13 protein-coding genes are annotated in these 15,494 nt (G+C 63.8%); 8 read left to right on the forward strand and 5 right to left on the reverse strand.

Annotated features, from left to right (window positions below):
* Positions 1–309: 309 nt before the first annotated feature.
* Positions 310–957 (forward strand): hypothetical protein, encoded by a 648-nt coding sequence (locus tag P2869_RS18465; RefSeq protein ID WP_277599107.1) that lies wholly within the window; start codon positions 310–312, stop codon positions 955–957.
* Between the two features lie 540 nt (positions 958–1,497).
* Here the strand turns inward: P2869_RS18465 and P2869_RS18470 are convergent.
* Together P2869_RS18470 and P2869_RS18475 are read right to left on the reverse strand one after the other, a co-directional pair.
* A complete protein-coding gene (locus tag P2869_RS18470) occupies positions 1,498–2,028 on the reverse strand; it encodes a chromate transporter (protein WP_126879270.1) in 531 nt (176 codons plus the stop codon).
* Positions 2,025–2,660: a chromate transporter gene (locus P2869_RS18475; protein ID WP_277599108.1), complete on the reverse strand. Its 636-nt coding sequence runs from the start codon at positions 2,658–2,660 to the stop codon at positions 2,025–2,027. The genes P2869_RS18470 and P2869_RS18475 overlap by 4 nt, the downstream gene beginning before the upstream one ends.
* A gap of 98 nt (positions 2,661–2,758) precedes the next feature.
* Here P2869_RS18475 and P2869_RS18480 point away from each other — a divergent pair, with 98 nt between their 5' ends.
* On the forward strand, positions 2,759–3,652 hold the full coding sequence (locus P2869_RS18480; protein ID WP_277599109.1) for a transcriptional regulator GcvA: 894 nt from the start codon (positions 2,759–2,761) through the stop codon (positions 3,650–3,652).
* Between the two features lie 3 nt (positions 3,653–3,655).
* Here P2869_RS18480 and P2869_RS18485 read toward each other — a convergent pair whose 3' ends face one another.
* Positions 3,656–4,402, reverse strand: coding sequence for a TIGR00730 family Rossman fold protein (locus P2869_RS18485; RefSeq protein WP_017773298.1), 747 nt, complete (start codon positions 4,400–4,402; stop codon positions 3,656–3,658).
* Between the two features lies 1 nt (position 4,403).
* Between P2869_RS18485 and polA the strand changes: the two genes are divergently transcribed.
* From polA to P2869_RS18500, 3 genes are all read left to right on the forward strand, one after another.
* Complete coding sequence (gene polA / locus P2869_RS18490; RefSeq protein WP_277599110.1) at positions 4,404–7,145, forward strand: DNA polymerase I; 2,742 nt, start codon at positions 4,404–4,406, stop codon at positions 7,143–7,145.
* 171 nt (positions 7,146–7,316) lie between these two features.
* Positions 7,317–8,675, forward strand: a complete 1,359-nt coding sequence (locus tag P2869_RS18495) for an NAD(P)/FAD-dependent oxidoreductase (protein WP_277599111.1) — start codon at positions 7,317–7,319, stop codon at positions 8,673–8,675.
* A 190-nt stretch (positions 8,676–8,865) separates the two neighbouring features.
* Positions 8,866–9,738 carry a dienelactone hydrolase family protein gene (locus P2869_RS18500; RefSeq protein WP_017773301.1) on the forward strand — a complete coding sequence of 291 codons (873 nt, stop codon included), beginning with the start codon at positions 8,866–8,868 and terminating at the stop codon, positions 9,736–9,738.
* 106 nt (positions 9,739–9,844) lie between these two features.
* Here P2869_RS18500 and P2869_RS18505 read toward each other — a convergent pair whose 3' ends face one another.
* Both P2869_RS18505 and P2869_RS18510 read right to left on the reverse strand, forming a co-directional pair.
* Positions 9,845–10,714: a sulfurtransferase gene (locus P2869_RS18505; protein WP_126879265.1), complete on the reverse strand. Its 870-nt coding sequence runs from the start codon at positions 10,712–10,714 to the stop codon at positions 9,845–9,847.
* Between the two features lie 164 nt (positions 10,715–10,878).
* Entirely contained in the window at positions 10,879–11,985 is a 1,107-nt protein-coding gene (locus P2869_RS18510) for an aromatic ring-hydroxylating dioxygenase subunit alpha (protein ID WP_277599112.1), read from the reverse strand.
* 275 nt (positions 11,986–12,260) lie between these two features.
* Here P2869_RS18510 and P2869_RS18515 point away from each other — a divergent pair, with 275 nt between their 5' ends.
* From P2869_RS18515 to dxs, 3 genes are all read left to right on the forward strand, one after another.
* Positions 12,261–12,566, forward strand: a complete 306-nt coding sequence (locus tag P2869_RS18515) for an exodeoxyribonuclease VII small subunit (RefSeq protein WP_026121144.1) — start codon at positions 12,261–12,263, stop codon at positions 12,564–12,566.
* Positions 12,563–13,444, forward strand: coding sequence for a polyprenyl synthetase family protein (locus tag P2869_RS18520; protein WP_017773305.1), 882 nt, complete (start codon positions 12,563–12,565; stop codon positions 13,442–13,444). Before P2869_RS18515 ends, P2869_RS18520 begins: the two co-directional genes overlap by 4 nt.
* A gap of 99 nt (positions 13,445–13,543) precedes the next feature.
* Entirely contained in the window at positions 13,544–15,451 is a 1,908-nt protein-coding gene (gene dxs, locus P2869_RS18525; RefSeq protein ID WP_017773306.1) for a 1-deoxy-D-xylulose-5-phosphate synthase, read from the forward strand.
* Positions 15,452–15,494: the final 43 nt, after the last annotated feature.

Consider the following 15,494-nt stretch of genomic DNA (forward strand, 5'->3'; position numbering starts at 1 on the left):
CAGGCCCGCGTGGCGTCGCCGCGCAGTCCCCTCCGCGCCTGCGCGCTCCTTAGCTGTGCCATTTTGATGCACGGAGCCACCTAAGCTGCGAACGCCTTACATCTCGCGTTTCACCGCAACTCTGGGTCCGCGCTGCTGATGCGAAATGATGCAGCTCGACCGAGGTTCCGACGGTAAGCGGCATTCCGCGATTTTGAAGGACCGGAGCCCGTCCTGTTGTCGCCAGTTCCGTGTCAGCATTCTTGCCCTAGTTTGATTTCTCGCGCGAGAGCATTAACATTTGCGGCAAATGCGCAAACGGGGTCGGCCATGCAACTGTGGGGAAGGACACTCGAATTTTGGGACGTGACGTCGCAATGGTTGGTGTGGGTCGCAGCAGCCGCAGCGGGTCTCGGAACGATCTCAGGCCTGTTGGGCGCCATCATCAGTCACGAAACAAGCGCGTTGATCCAGCGAACCTCGGACGAGAAGATCGCGGTCGCCAACGCGAAGGCAGCTGAGGCGAATCTTGAATTAGAACGATTACGGGCACAGGTGGGGCCGAGACAGCTCCGCCGAGACAAATTCATAGCTGCGCTTCACGGCAAATACCCTTTCCCGACAGAAATACAATATGTTCGCGACGATCCGGACTCGTTTAACTTAGCTGTTAGCGTCTTTTTTCTGTTAACAGAAGCAAAATGGCCGGTTTCATATCCCGATCCCGTCTTGCCACCTCTCCGTCCCAGTTTCGAGCAGCCGCTGGCTTTAACCGCGGGAGGGCAGCCATCTGGGGTGACGATCGTTACCAGCGGTATCGACGTCACGTCGCTCGCCAAACCAGTCCCTCAGGATGACTTTGAGGCATCGCTGCGAGCGTTACAGACGGCCTTCGTCACATCTCTTGGCCGCGTTGCAATATCAGGCTCTCAGGATATGAAGCCGGAGTGTTTCCGAATCGTGATAGCTCCTAGATAGGGCGACGGCCTCAGATTTGCGACGTCTTAACAAGACGCTCCTGCTTGTGTAGCGGATGTTCGAACGGCGACTGATGCGAAAGGATATGGATCGGCCCCTCAGTGACGCTGACGCATTTTCGCGGCGACCGGATAGGCAGTGGCGCTTGTCGAGGTGCACCTAAATTGCGCCTGACCACATTGGATCGGTCCAGTTTGACCATGATTCACCTTAATTTTACAGTTTTCTAATTTCTCAATGCATTGATTTATAACGAAATTTGACGCGCGGTCAAAACTCCGAAGGCAGTGTGCGATCCGTCCAGATGGTCGTCTAACTTTGCCCTCCGATTACAGCGCAAACGCCCGTGTAATCATGGGCCGCATTTCCGCAATAAGTTAGAGGAATTCGCAAAATCCTTTGATTTTATTGGATATTCCTTCTGCAAGCTGCGCAGCTTCGCCGAGGTGGCGTTTCAGTAAGCAGGGCTGTCGACATTCCGCCGTGGGCGGCTCACGCGATGAACGCCCACGGCCATCGCGGCAAGGTGGGTCGCGTATGCTACATCTGCCCGATCCCTGTCAGCCCAATCAGGCTGCCCGCGCCGAGCAACCACAGCGGATGAATCTTCGTCTTGAACGCAAGAGCCGCGCACACAGCGGTAATGCCCCATGTAACCCACACCAGGTCCGACGCCTGCGCGATGAGCACCGCACTGGCCGTGACGAGCCCCGCGGTCACCGGCACCAGTCCCTTCTGCGCGAAGCGCCGCCACGGGCGGTCCTTGAATCGCTCCCACGCGTGAAGCGCGAGGATCGTTACGATCGACGACGGTCCGAACTTCGCCACGGAACTCACGAGCATGCCCCACCACCCGGCCACATGCCATCCCACGAGCGTCACCACCATCATGTTGGGACCCGGCGCGGCCTGAGCCAGTGCGAAGAGGGCGCTGAACTCGGTGGCAGGCATCCAGTGATGCACATCCACCACTTGCCGCTGCATCTCCGGAAGGATCGTATTGCCCCCGCCGAATGCAAGCAGCGAGAGCTGACTGAAGATAATGGCGAGCGAAACGAGCGTGTCGGTCATCGTGAGGCCCTCGAGGCAATGAAGATGCTGAGCGGTGTGAGCACGAGCATGGTGGGTAGCAGCGGTACGCGCAGGATCGCGATCGCGATGAAGCCGAGCGCCGCGAGTGTCGCCGCAGCCGGATCGTGACGTAGCGGCAGCAGGATCTTGACCGCCATCGCGATGAGCAGGCCGGCTGCTGCCGCTGCGAGTCCGGCAAACAGATGTCTTACATGCGGATCGTTCTGCGTGCGCTCGTAAATCACGCCGAGCCCGACCACCACCAACGAAGGCCCGGCGATCAGCCCGAGCAAACCGGCAAGCGCACCGCGCAGGCCGCGAAAGCGCATGCCCAGCGCAACCGAAAGGTTGATGACGTTGCCGCCGGGCAGAAACTGGCACAGGCCGAGCAGGTCGGTGAATTCCGAAGCGCTGAGCCAGTGCCGCTGCTCCACGATGGCGCGCCGCGCAAGCGGTAGCGCGCCGCCGAACGAGGTGAACCCGAGGCTCAGGAAGCCGAGGAATATTTCGCGCACCGTGGGAACAACCGTCGACGGCGCCGTAGTGGAGTCGCCGGCGGCGTGCGTGTGGGCCAGAGCGTGCGGCGGTGCGCCGGTTGCGTCGCCGCGGTCCGAAGGAGAAGAGCCGTCCATGACCAGTGCCATCTTGTAAGAAGACCCGAGGGTAGCGCCGATCGGTTGTCAGGCAAAACGATTTTTGTGCCGTCCGCTTGTGACTTAGAATCACAAGCATGATCCGTAACCTTCCCCCATTTCCCGCGCTGCGCGCCTTTGAAGCGGCTGCAAGGCACAACGGCTTCACCGCGGCGGCAGACGAGCTTCATGTGACGCACGGTGCAATCAGCCGGCAGGTGGCGGCGTTCGAGGCGTGGGTCGGCGTGCAGGTGTTCCACCGTGTGGGCAAGCGCGTGCGGCTCACTGACGATGGCCGCCGGTATCTCGCGACGGTGCAGGCCGCCTTCGACAGCATTGCGCTCGCCACCAACCAGTTGCGCGACACCGCCGTCGTGAACGTGCTTCGTATTAACGCGGTGCCGACCTTCGCGATGAAGTGGCTGCTGCCGCGTCTGAACCAGTTTCAGCGCATGGTGCCGAACGTCGAGCTGCGGCTCTCCACGTCGAATGCGCCGGTCGAGACGCTCGACGCCTTCGACGTCGCGGTGAGGCGCGGCCCCGGGCATTGGCCCGACTGCGCGAGCGCGCACTTTCTCGATGAAATGGAAATCCCGATGTGCAGCCCGGCGCTCGTGCAGCGCCTGCCGATCCGCACGCCCGACGATCTTGCACGACACGTGCTGCTGCATTCGGATACGCGGCCCGATGCGTGGCGTACATGGCTTGCGGCCGCGGGTGTGAAGGTGAAGTGCCGCAAGAAGCAGTCGTTCGACCACTTCTATCTGGTGTTGCAGGCGGCGGTGGACGGGTTGGGCGTCGCGCTCGGGCCGCTGCCGCTGGTGGCCGACGAACTGGCGTCGGGCCGGCTCGTGGCGCCGTTCGCGGGACCGAGTATCGATGCGCGCGGCTACTGGTGGGTGGCGCGGCGCGAGGTGGCGAACGCGCCGCTGGTCGAACAGTTTTGCCGCTGGCTGGAGGCGCAGGCCAAAGGCGCTGCGCCCGCGGCCTGATGCTTATAGATAGAACATGCGGTCGTCGTCGGACTTCGCGGCGGCCTGCGGCTCCGTCTCTTCGCGGTCTTCGTAGAACGACAGCACGGCTTCGAGCACCTGGTCCGGGTCGTCGATTACCTGCATGAGGTCCGTGTCGCCCGGGCTGATGAGCCCCATGGGCAGAAGCGAACTGCGGAACCACTCGAGCAGGCCGGTCCAGAATTCGCCGCCCACCAGAATGATGGGCACGTGGCGCGATTTCTTCGTCTGGATCAGCGTGAGCACTTCAGCGAGTTCGTCGAGCGTGCCGAAACCGCCAGGCATCACGATCACCGCGTCGGAGTTCTTCACGAACGTGACCTTGCGCGTGAAGAAATGGCGAAAGCGCAGTGAGATGTCCTGCCACTGGTTGCCCGACTGTTCGTGCGGCAACTCGATGTTCAGTCCTACCGAAGGAGCCTTGCCCGCATGTGCGCCTTTGTTCGCCGCTTCCATGATGCCAGGGCCGCCACCGGAGATAACAGCGAAGCCCGCATCCGAGAGTTTTCGCGCGATTTGGGTTGCAAGCTGGTAGTACTTCGAGTCCGGTTTCAGACGTGCCGAACCGTAGATGCTGACAGCCGGGCGGATCTCCGAGAGGTACTCGGTCGCCTCAATAAACTCTGCCATAATCGTGAACATCTGCCACGACGCGCGGGCCTTCTTGGCCGTGGCGCGCTCTTGATCTGCGAGTGAACGCAGACTCGGAATCACTTTTCTCTTGTCCATAATGCCTGAAGAACGAAATCTGGAAGGTAAGACCCTGCTATTGGTCGACGGTTCGAGTTATCTGTACCGGGCTTACCACGCGATGCCTGATTTGCGCGGCCCGGACGGCGAACCGACTGGCGCGCTCTACGGCATGATCAACATGCTGCGCCGTATGCGCAAGGAAGTTACGGCAGAGTATAGCGCGTGCGTGTTCGACGCGAAGGGCAAGACGTTCCGCGACGACTGGTACCCGGAGTACAAGGCCCATCGGCCGCCGATGCCCGAGCCGCTTGCGAAGCAGATCGAGCCCATTCATGTCGCCGTGCGCGCACTTGGCTGGCCGCTTCTGATGATCGACGGCGTTGAAGCCGACGACGTGATCGGCACGCTCGCGCGCGAGGCCGAGCGCCACGGCATGAACGTGATCGTCTCCACCGGAGACAAGGACCTGGCGCAACTCGTGACGAACCATGTCACCCTCGTCAACACGATGACTAATGAAACGCTCGATCGCGATGGCGTGATCGCACGTTTCGGCGTGCCGCCCGAGCGCATCGTCGACTATCTCTCGCTCGTGGGCGATACCGTGGACAACGTGCCCGGCGTCGAGAAATGCGGCCCGAAAACAGCGGTCAAATGGCTCACGCAATACGGCACGCTCGACGACATCGTCGCACACGCGGACGAAATCAAAGGTGCGGTAGGCGACAATCTGCGCCGCGCGCTCGACTTTCTGCCGATGGCGCGCAAGCTCGTTACGGTGGAGACCGCGTGTGATCTCAACGGGCACGTCGCGTCGTTCGAAAACACGCTCGTCACGCGGCCCGAAGCGCGCGAAGAGCTGCGCGATCTCTTCATGCGGCACGGCTTCAAGACGTGGCTGCGCGAAGTGGAAATGGCCGCGGCCGTGGAAGAACCCGGTTCCACCGACGAGCCGGCGCCGCTCGTGGACGGCGAGCGCAACTACGAAACCATCCTGACCTGGGAACAGTTCGACGCGTGGCTCGCGAAGATCGACACCGCGGAAATCACGGCGTTCGACACGGAAACCACGTCGCTCGACGCGATGACGGCGAAGCTGGTGGGCATGTCGTTTTCGGTGGAACCCGGCCATGCCGCGTATCTGCCGCTCACGCATCGCGGGCCGGATGCGCCTGAACAGTTGCCGCTCGACGAAGTGCTCGCAAAGCTCAAGCCCTGGTTCGAGAGCGCGGACAAGAAGAAACTCGGCCAGCATCTGAAGTACGACGAGCAGGTGCTCGCAAGCTACGGCATCGAAATGAACGGCGTCGAGCACGACACGCTGCTCGAGTCCTACGTGCTCGAATCGCACCGCACGCACGACATGGACAGCCTCGCGCTGCGCCATCTCGGCGTGAAGACCATCAAGTACGAAGAAGTGGCGGGCAAGGGCGCGCAGCAGATCGGCTTCGACGAGGTGCCGGTGGACAAGGCGTCCGAATACGCAGCCGAAGACGCGGACATCACGCTGCAGCTTCATCGCGCGCTGTATCCGCAGATCGAACCCGAAGCGGGCCTCAACCACGTCTACCGCAACATCGAGATGCCGACGTCGCGCGTGCTGCGCAAGATGGAACGCAACGGCGTGCTGATCGATGCGGAAAAGCTGCGCGTGCAGAGCCACGAGATCGCGACACGGCTCATCGAACTCGAACGCGACGCGTACGCGCTGGCGGGCGGCGAGTTCAACCTGGGCTCGCCCAAGCAGATCGGCCAGATCTTCTTCGAGAAGCTGCAATTGCCGGTAGTGAAGAAGACGCCGAGCGGCGCGCCTTCCACCGACGAAGAAGTGCTGCAGAAGCTGGCGGAAGACTATCCGTTGCCGAAGCTGCTGCTCGAACATCGCGGCCTCTCGAAGCTGAAGTCCACCTACACCGACAAGCTGCCGCGCATGGTGAATCCGCTCACCGGCCGCGTGCATACCAACTACGCGCAGGCTGTGGCCGTAACGGGGCGCCTTGCATCGAACGATCCGAACCTGCAGAACATCCCCGTGCGCACCGCGGAGGGCCGCCGTATTCGCGAGGCCTTCATCGCGCCGCCGGGCCACAAGATCGTATCGGCCGACTACTCGCAGATCGAGCTGCGCATCATGGCGCACATTTCCGGCGACGAGTCGCTGCTGCGAGCGTTCTCGCAGGGCGAGGACATTCACCGCGCCACGGCGTCCGAAGTGTTCGGCGTGACGCCGCTCGAAGTGAGTTCCGACCAGCGGCGTATCGCGAAGGTGATCAACTTCGGCCTGATCTACGGCATGAGTTCGTTCGGTCTCGCCTCGAATCTCGGCATCACGCGCGACGCGGCGAAGCTTTACATCGACCGTTATTTCGCCCGCTACCCGGGCGTCGCGCGCTACATGGACGAGACGCGTACCGCCGCGAAGGCGCGCGGCTATGTCGAGACGGTGTTCGGGCGCCGGCTGTGGCTACCCGAAATCAACGGCGGCAACGGTCCGCGCCGCCAGGCCGCCGAGCGCGCGGCCATCAATGCGCCGATGCAGGGTACGGCGGCAGATCTCATCAAGCTCTCGATGATCGCGGTGCAGAAGTGGCTCGAAGATTCGCGCATCGGCTCGAAGATGATCATGCAGGTGCACGACGAACTGATTCTCGAAGTGCCGGACGCCGAACTCGACCTCGTGCGCAAGCGCTTGCCGGAGCTGATGTGCTCGGTGGCGGCGCTCAAGGTGCCGCTCGTGGCCGAAGTGGGTGCGGGCGCGAACTGGGAAGAAGCGCACTGATCGTGCTGCAGACGTGCAGCGGCGCCGCAAGCCCGGCGTCGCGCGCATGTCACATATCTTTTTTCAGGACTTGTTGCAATGCAAGGACGTCACTGACAATCGTCCGGTGTGGCTGCGCGCCTCGCCGCGTAGCTGCCGTACCCGAACGCGGTCAATAACCTGGAGAGTCGAATGCATCGGTTCATCGTCGTGGGTGGAGGAGCGGGAGGACTGGAGCTGGCGACGCGGCTTGGCGATCGCTACGGCGCGACGAAGAAGAACCGGGGCGAGCCACGCGCGCACGTGACACTCGTGGACCGTTATCCCACGCATATCTGGAAGCCGCTTCTGCACGAGGTGGCGGCGGGCAGCATGGACCCGTTCACGCAGGAGCTGGCCTATGCGGCGCAGGCGCGCTGGCATGGCTTCGAGTTTCAGCAAGGCGAGCTGTGCGGCCTCGATCGCACGGCGAAGCGCATCACGCTCTCGGCGGTGAAGGACGATGATGGCGGCGAGTTGCTGCCGAAGCGCGAGCTCGAATACGACACGCTTGTCATCGCCATCGGCAGCATGACGCATTTCTTTGGCGTGCAAGGCGCGCAGGAACACTCCATTGCCCTCGACACGGTTCCGCAGGCCGAACGTTTCCGCAAGCGTCTGATCGCGGCGTGCATGCGCGCAGAGCATCAGGTCCACGAGCCGGTGGAGAGCAACCCTGCGGACGGCGGCGCGCCGTCTGACGAGCCGCGGGTTCAGGTGGCGATCGTCGGGGGCGGCGCGACGGGCGTCGAGCTGTCCGCCGAACTGCGCAACACGGCGCAGGTGCTCTCGGCCTACGGTCTGCACAAGCTCGACCCGCGCCACGACGTGGGCATCGTGTTGATCGAGTCGGGGCCGCGTATCTTGCCCGCGTTGCAGGAACGCGTGTCGTCGGCCACGGCCGAGCTGCTCGTGAAGCTGGGCGTGAAGGTCATGGTGGGCGAGCGCGTGACGGAAGTCGCACAGGGTCTCGTGCGTACCGCGAGCGGCAAGACCATTCGCGCCGATCTGACTGTGTGGGCCGCCGGCATCACGGCACCGCCCGTGCTCGCGCAACTGGACGGTCTGTCCGTCAACAGGCTGGGGCAGATCCCGGTGCGCCGCACGCTGCAGACCGAAACCGACGACAACGTCTTCGCGATGGGCGACTGCGCCGCCTGTCCCTGGCCCGGCAACGAACGCAATGTCCCGCCGCGCGCGCAGGCCGCACACCAGCAGGCCAGCTTTCTGCTGCGCGCGCTCGGCAACCGGTTGGAAGGCCGGCCGCTGCCAGAATTCACCTATCGCGACTTCGGCTCGCTCGTTTCGCTCGGCCACTTCAGCGCGGTCGGCAATCTGATGGGCGGGGTGATCGGCGGCAACATGCTGATCGAAGGGCTCTTTGCGCGCTTCATGTACATGTCGCTGTATCGGCTGCATATCGCGGCCCTGCACGGCTATGCGCGGATGGTGCTCGACACCTTCGCACACTGGCTGCACCGCACCACGCTGCCGCGCGTGAAGCTCCACTGAGCGGTTTTCTGCAGACGTCAGGGTTAGGCGCCTACAATGCGCGAGCGTGTGCGGCCGAGGCTCAGGGCTGACACGTTCGCCATTTCCGTCCGTGCTTGCTTGCTGCGTTTCGATAGCGGGCTCTTCGTGTCACGTGCCCTCGCAGCCAGCGCTCTTTTCTCCAGCCGGGCGGCTCACCAAGGAGCGCCGCATGCTGAAACCTGAAGTCGATAGCCTCGTTCCCCACGTCCCGTTCAATCGACGCACGTTCATCAAGGCCGCGCTGGGCTCGGGCTTTGCAGCGGCCGTGTTGCCCGTGTCGGCACAAACCATCCACACCGACAGCGAAGGGCTGGAAGCCGGCGAGGTGGGCATTCACTCGGGCGACACGCTCGTGCCCGCCTACCGCGCGCAGCCGAAAGGCAAGACGCATTTGCCGGTGATCGTGGTGGTGCACGAAATCTTCGGCGTGCACGAGCACATCGCCGACGTCTGCCGTCGATTCGCGAAGCTCGGTTATCTGGCGATTGCGCCGGACCTCTACGTTCGCGAGGGCGATGCATCGAAGTACCCGACCATCCAGCAACTCGACGAGCATATCGTCAGCAAGGTACCCGACGAGCAGGTCATGGCCGACCTCGATGCGACCGTAGCCTGGGCCGGCGAACATGGCGGCGATCTGAAGCGGCTGGGGCTCACGGGTTTCTGCTGGGGCGGGCGGATTGCGTGGCTCTACGCCGAGCACAATCCCCGGCTAAAGGCGGCCGTGGCGTGGTACGGGCGGCTCGTGGGCGACCACACCGCGATGACGCCCGCCAATCCGATCGATCGCGTCGCGGATTTGCGCGTGCCGGTGCTCGGGCTCTACGGCCGTCAGGACCAAAGCATTCCGCAGGACACCATCGAGCAGATGAAGCAGGCGCTTGCCCATGCATCGCAGCCGGCGCGCGACTCGCAGTTCGTGGTCTACGACGACGCGGGGCATGCGTTCTTCGCAGACTATCGGCCGAGCTACCGCAAGGCCGACGCCGAGGACGGCTGGCGCCGCGCACTCGCCTGGTTCAAGGAACACGGCGTGGCTTGAGGCGGTTCCGATGCGCGAGGCTGCGATTCGCGCATCGAGAAGGGCGGCCGCGGGCTCGTGTTGGCGCCGCGGCTGCTTCTAAAAGCGTTCGCGTAGCGTTCAGGCGTCAGGGATTCGGCCCGGTTGCGACCGGTCGCGACGCGTCCGTGCACCACTCGCTCCACGATCCGGGATAGAGCGTGGCGCCGTGCAGCCCCGCCACTTCCATCGCGAGCGCGTTGTGGCACGCCGTGACGCCGGAACCGCACTGCAGTACCACGTGGTCTGGGGCGGTGCCGGCGAGCAGCGCCGCGAAGTCCTCGCGCAACGCGTGGGCGGACTTGAAGCGTCCGTCGGCGCCGAGGTTGTCTTTGAAGAACCGGTTGAGTGCGCCCGGAATGTGGCCGCCGACCGGATCGATGGTTTCGTTTTCGCCGCGATAGCGGTCCGGCGAGCGGGCGTCGATCACGAGTTGTTCGCGCTGGGTGAGATTGCGCAGCAGCGCTTGCGCGTCCACGGTGGACTGCAGCGGGGCGCCCGCCTTGAAGGTGCCGCGGGAGGCGGGCGGAGCGTCGCTCGTGAGCGCTAGCCCGGCGGCTTGCCAGGCCTGCAGCCCGCCGTCGAGGAGCGCCACGGAATCGTGACCCAGCCAGCGCAGCAGCCACCAGAGGCGTGCGGCAAAGGCGCCGCCTTGCGCGTCGTATGCGACGACCTGCTGGCCTTCATTCAGCCCGTGTGCCGCGAGCGTATCGACGAGCTTTGCGCGATCGGGCAGCGGATGACGCCCGTTGCTGCCGGACTTCGAACCCGAGAGATCACGGTCCAGATGCAGATAGCGCGCGCCGGGCAGATGACCGGCGGCGTAAGCGGCTTCGCCGGAAGCGGGATCGGCAAGGTCGAAGCGGCAGTCGAAAATCAGCACGCTGCCCGGCGCGGCATCCAGCCGTTCCTTGAGGTTCGCGGCGGAGATGAGCGTGGTGTAGTGAGTGTGAGGCATGACGGCTCCTGGGGCATGGCGCGGGCCGGAAGCTTACTTGTACGTCGCTTGATATCGGCCCGCCGGATGCCGTCAGTCTAAACAAAAAAAGACGGGCGAGAGCCCGTCTTTCCCTGGCGCCTTGCCGCGCATCCGCAATTCGGCGATGCGTAGCGAGCGGTGCCTTAGATGTCGCCCAGTTGTGCGCGCAGGAACTCGTGGAAGTGCTGCATACCGTCTTCCATCGGGCTCTGGTACGGGCCCACCTGCGATTCGCCGCGCTCGTACAGCGCACGGCGGCCGGCGTCCATCCGCTCCGCAATCTCGTCGTCTTCGCGAGCCGTCTCCATATAGGCGGCGCGTTCGGCTTCGACGAATTCGCGCTCGAACAGCACGATTTCCTCGGGGTAATAGAACTCCACGATATTCGTGGTCTTCAGCGGCCCCTGCGGAATGAGCCACGAGACGACGAGCACGTGCGGGTACCACTCGATCATGACGCCTGGGTAGTACACCATCCAGATGGCGCCGAACTCGGGCGGCTCGCCGCCGCGAAAACGCAGCACTTCGTCGTGCCATTTGCGATACGTCGCGCTGCCCGGCTTGCCGAGGCCGCTGTGCACGCCAACCGTCTGTACGCTGTACCAGTCGCCGAACTCCCAGCGCAGGTCGTCGCAGGAGACGAAGCTACCGAGGCCCGGATGGAACGGCACGACGTGATAGTCCTCGAGGTACACCTCGATGAACGTCTTCCAGTTGTAGTTGCACTCGTGGATTTCGGCGTGATCGAACATGTAGTCCGAAAAGTCGAAGTGCTTCGCTGGCCCCAGCTTCGCCAGGTCTTTTGCCACGTCGCGACCGCTCGACTCGAACAGCAGGCCCTGCCAGTTCTGCAGCGGCGTGGCGTTGAGGTTGAGGCACGGCTTGTCGGCGAAGTGTGGGGCGCCGAGCAGTTGCCCGTTCAGGTCGTAGGTCCAGCGGTGCAGCGGGCAGACGATGTTCTCGGTCTGGCCCTGGCCGTTGAGCATGATGGCCTGCCGGTGGCGGCAGACGTTCGAGAGCAACTCGATCTGAGCTTGCTGGTTCCGGACGAGCACACGCCCTTCGCCTTCGCCAGGTAAGGCAAAATAACTCCCCTTCTCGGGCACCATGAGTTCGTGCCCGACGTAGCGGGGGCCCTGCTGGAAGAGTGTTGCGATTTCGCGCTCGTAAAGCGCCTGGTCAAAGTAAGCCGTGACTGGCAGCTGGCTGTGGATGGACTTCAGCTGCAATGCATTGCTCAGATTGGACATTCCCACTCCCGATGAAGACGTGAAAGCAGTGAACAACCCAACCATCGAAGGTTCGATTTAGGGAGCCGGCGATTATACCCGTTTCCCCTTTTCGGGGGAGACTAAGTGCCTGATTTGGGTCAAATTTGTCCCCGGAGTTCAAATTTTCCAGGCGGACGCGATGGATTTGGTTACATGCCGGCTTGTGGCTGTAAGGGGACAGGCGCCGGCGTGCGGGTCGGAAATAACGCTTTTGCCGTAGAATGTCCGACTTGTTTCAAATTTGCGACCACCTCATGGCCAAAACCGCACCGAAGGATGCTGCCGCGTCCGTCGAGGACAACGGCGGCGCGCCGCTGCCGGAGAACTACGAGGCGGCGCTCGCAGAACTCGAAGGGCTCGTGGCGCGAATGGAGAGCGGCAATCTGAGCCTCGAGGAATCGCTCTCTGCGTACCGGCGCGGAGCCGCGCTCGTCACGTTCTGCCAGCAACAGCTGGAGAAGGTGGAGCAGCAGGTCCGCGTGCTCGACGGCGAGACGCTGCGTCCCGTGCCCCTCAATACGACTGGAAATGCCGCCCAAGAGGCAGACGACGATCTATGACTTTTGAACAGTGGACCCGCGCGGTGCTCGAGCGGGTCGAAGCGGCCCTCGAACACTATTTGCCGTCCGAAAAGACTGTCCCCGAGCAACTGCACGAAGCCATGCGCTATGCAGTGCTGGGCGGAGGCAAGCGGGTCCGGCCCTTGCTGTGCCATGCTGCGGGCGAACTCACGGGCGCGCGGGCCGAATGCCTCGATGCGGCCGCCGTGTCGCTGGAGATGATCCACGTCTATTCGCTGGTGCACGACGACATGCCCTGCATGGACGACGACGCGCTTCGCCGCGGCAAGCCCACGGTCCACGTGAAATACGACGAACCCACGGCGCTTCTCGTCGGAGACGCATTGCAGTCGCAGGCTTTCATCACGCTGACTGCCGACGTGCTGAGCCCGGCGCAACAGGCGTCGCTCGTGCGCGAACTGGCGGTGGCGAGCGGCTCGGTGGGCATGGCGGGCGGCCAGGCCATCGACCTCGCAAGCGTGGGCCACGCGCTCACGCGAGCGCAACTGGAAACGATGCACCGGATGAAGACAGGCGCGCTGCTGCGCGCCTCCGTGCGTATGGGCGCGCTTGCAGGCGAGGCGCCGGGTGCGGACACGCTGAAGTCGCTCGACACCTATGCTGCCGCCGTGGGTCTCGCGTTCCAGGTGGTCGACGACATTCTCGACGTCACGACCGACTCCGCGACGCTCGGCAAAACCGCCGGAAAGGACGCGAAGGACGGCAAGCCGACCTACGTGTCGATCATCGGACTCGACGCCTCGCGCGCGCTGGCACAGCAGCTGCGCCGCGATGCCCACGCTGCGCTCGCGCCGTTTGGCGCACGCGCGCAGCGTCTTGCAGAACTCGCTGACCTGGTGGTTGACCGGGTCAGCTGAACGCGAAAGCCCGCCGCCGCGCATGAAACGAATGGAACAACGTTACGGGTGTGCGCGAAAAAAGTGCGGGCGCGTAAGTTTTCCTACAATGGAACGACGATGTACGACTTGCTGAAAACCATTGACGATCCTGCGGATTTGCGCCGGCTCGATCGTCGCCAGTTGCAGCCGCTTGCCGACGAGCTGCGCGCCTTCGTGCTCGACAGCGTGTCGCAGACGGGCGGCCACCTCTCGTCCAACCTCGGGACGGTCGAGCTGACGATTGCACTGCACTACGTGTTCGACACACCGCGCGACCGCATCGTCTGGGACGTCGGGCATCAGACCTATCCTCATAAGATTCTCACCGGCCGCCGCGACCAGATGCACTCGCTGCGGCAGTTCGGTGGCATCTCCGGTTTTCCGCGCCGCACCGAATCCGACTACGACACGTTCGGCACCGCGCATTCCAGCACGTCGATTTCGGCGGCGCTCGGCATGGCCGTCGCGAGCCAGCTGCAAGGCGACAACCGCTACGCGATCGCCGTGATCGGTGACGGCGCGATGACGGCCGGCATGGCCTTCGAGGCCATGAACAACGCGGGTGTCATGGAAGACGTGCCGCTGCTCGTCATCCTCAACGACAACGACATGTCGATCTCGCCGCCTGTCGGCGCGCTCAACCGCCACCTGGCGCGTCTCATGTCGGGCCGCTTCTACGCGGCTGCGCGCGCGGGCGTGGAGCGCGTGCTGCGCGTGGCGCCGCCCATGCTCGACCTCGCCCGCAAGCTCGAAGAGCACGCGAAGGGCATGCTCGTGCCGGCTACGCTGTTCGAGGAATTCGGCTTCAACTACATCGGCCCGATCGACGGTCACGACCTCGATTCGCTGATTCCCACGCTGCAGAACATCAAGGAACTGCGCGGTCCGCAATTCCTGCACGTGGTCACCAAGAAGGGCCAGGGCTACAAGCTGGCCGAAGCGGACCCCGTGCTCTATCACGGTCCGGGCAAGTTCAATCCGGCCGAAGGCATCAAGCCGTCCACGTCGCCGGGCAAGAAGACGTACACGCAGGTGTTCGGCGAGTGGCTGTGCGACGCGGCCGAACTCGATTCGCGCGTGATCGGCATTACGCCGGCCATGCGTGAAGGTTCCGGTCTCGTGGAATTCGAGAAGCGCTTTCCGGACCGCTACTTCGACGTGGGCATCGCGGAGCAGCACGCGGTCACGTTCGCGGGCGGTCTCGCGGCCGAAGGGCTCAAGCCCGTGGTCGCCATCTACTCGACTTTCCTGCAGCGCGCCTACGACCAGCTGATTCACGACGTGGCGTTGCAGAACCTGCCGGTTGTGTTCGCGATCGACCGCGCGGGTCTCGTCGGCGCAGACGGCGCTACCCACGCGGGCGCTTACGACCTCGCGTTCCTGCGCTGCATCCCGAACATGACGGTGATGGCGGCGTCGGACGAAAACGAGTGCCGCCAGATGCTGTACACGGCGCTTCAGCAGTCGAACCCGACGGCCGTGCGTTACCCGCGCGGCGCCGGTACGGGCGTGGCCACCGTCAAGCAGATGACGACCATTCCGGTTGGCAAGGGCGAGGTTCGTCGCGAGACGTCGCAGCCGTCCGGCAAGCGGATCGCCATCCTCGCATTCGGCACGATGGTGGCGCCTTCGCTGGCTGCCGCCGAAGAACTGGATGCGACCGTGGCGAACATGCGCTTCGTGAAGCCGATCGACGCCGATCTGGTGCGCCGCCTCGCCGAGACGCACGACGCCATCGTGACTGTGGAAGAAGGCTGCGTGATGGGCGGTGCCGGCTCGGCTTGCGTCGAAGCCCTGCTGGAGAGTGGGGTTATCAAGCCCGTACTACAATTGGGCCTCCCCGACCGCTTCATCGACCACGGCGATCCGGCGCGTCTGCTGGCCGGCTGTGGGCTCGACGCCGCGGGCATCGCGAAGTCGATTCGCGAACGGTTCCTCGATCACGCGAGCAGCGCGGCCGGCAAGTCGGTCAAGCGCGTAGCGTGAGGTCGGGGCGGTCGTCGAGGGTATAGCGACTCCCGTTTCAACC

The organism is Paraburkholderia sp. SUR17 (genome assembly GCF_029536165.1).
Lineage (GTDB): Bacteria > Pseudomonadota > Gammaproteobacteria > Burkholderiales > Burkholderiaceae > Paraburkholderia > Paraburkholderia kururiensis.

Coding starts and splice junctions, on each gene's coding strand:
- P2869_RS18465 (WP_277599107.1), top strand. CDS start 310: ATGCAACTGTGGGGAAGGACACTCGAATTTTGGGACGTGACGTCGCAA.
- P2869_RS18470 (WP_126879270.1), bottom strand. CDS start 2,028: ATGACCGACACGCTCGTTTCGCTCGCCATTATCTTCAGTCAGCTCTCG.
- P2869_RS18475 (WP_277599108.1), bottom strand. CDS start 2,660: ATGGACGGCTCTTCTCCTTCGGACCGCGGCGACGCAACCGGCGCACCG.
- P2869_RS18480 (WP_277599109.1), top strand. CDS start 2,759: ATGATCCGTAACCTTCCCCCATTTCCCGCGCTGCGCGCCTTTGAAGCG.
- P2869_RS18485 (WP_017773298.1), bottom strand. CDS start 4,402: ATGGACAAGAGAAAAGTGATTCCGAGTCTGCGTTCACTCGCAGATCAA.
- polA (WP_277599110.1), top strand. CDS start 4,404: ATGCCTGAAGAACGAAATCTGGAAGGTAAGACCCTGCTATTGGTCGAC.
- P2869_RS18495 (WP_277599111.1), top strand. CDS start 7,317: ATGCATCGGTTCATCGTCGTGGGTGGAGGAGCGGGAGGACTGGAGCTG.
- P2869_RS18500 (WP_017773301.1), top strand. CDS start 8,866: ATGCTGAAACCTGAAGTCGATAGCCTCGTTCCCCACGTCCCGTTCAAT.
- P2869_RS18505 (WP_126879265.1), bottom strand. CDS start 10,714: ATGCCTCACACTCACTACACCACGCTCATCTCCGCCGCGAACCTCAAG.
- P2869_RS18510 (WP_277599112.1), bottom strand. CDS start 11,985: ATGTCCAATCTGAGCAATGCATTGCAGCTGAAGTCCATCCACAGCCAG.
- P2869_RS18515 (WP_026121144.1), top strand. CDS start 12,261: ATGGCCAAAACCGCACCGAAGGATGCTGCCGCGTCCGTCGAGGACAAC.
- P2869_RS18520 (WP_017773305.1), top strand. CDS start 12,563: ATGACTTTTGAACAGTGGACCCGCGCGGTGCTCGAGCGGGTCGAAGCG.
- dxs (WP_017773306.1), top strand. CDS start 13,544: ATGTACGACTTGCTGAAAACCATTGACGATCCTGCGGATTTGCGCCGG.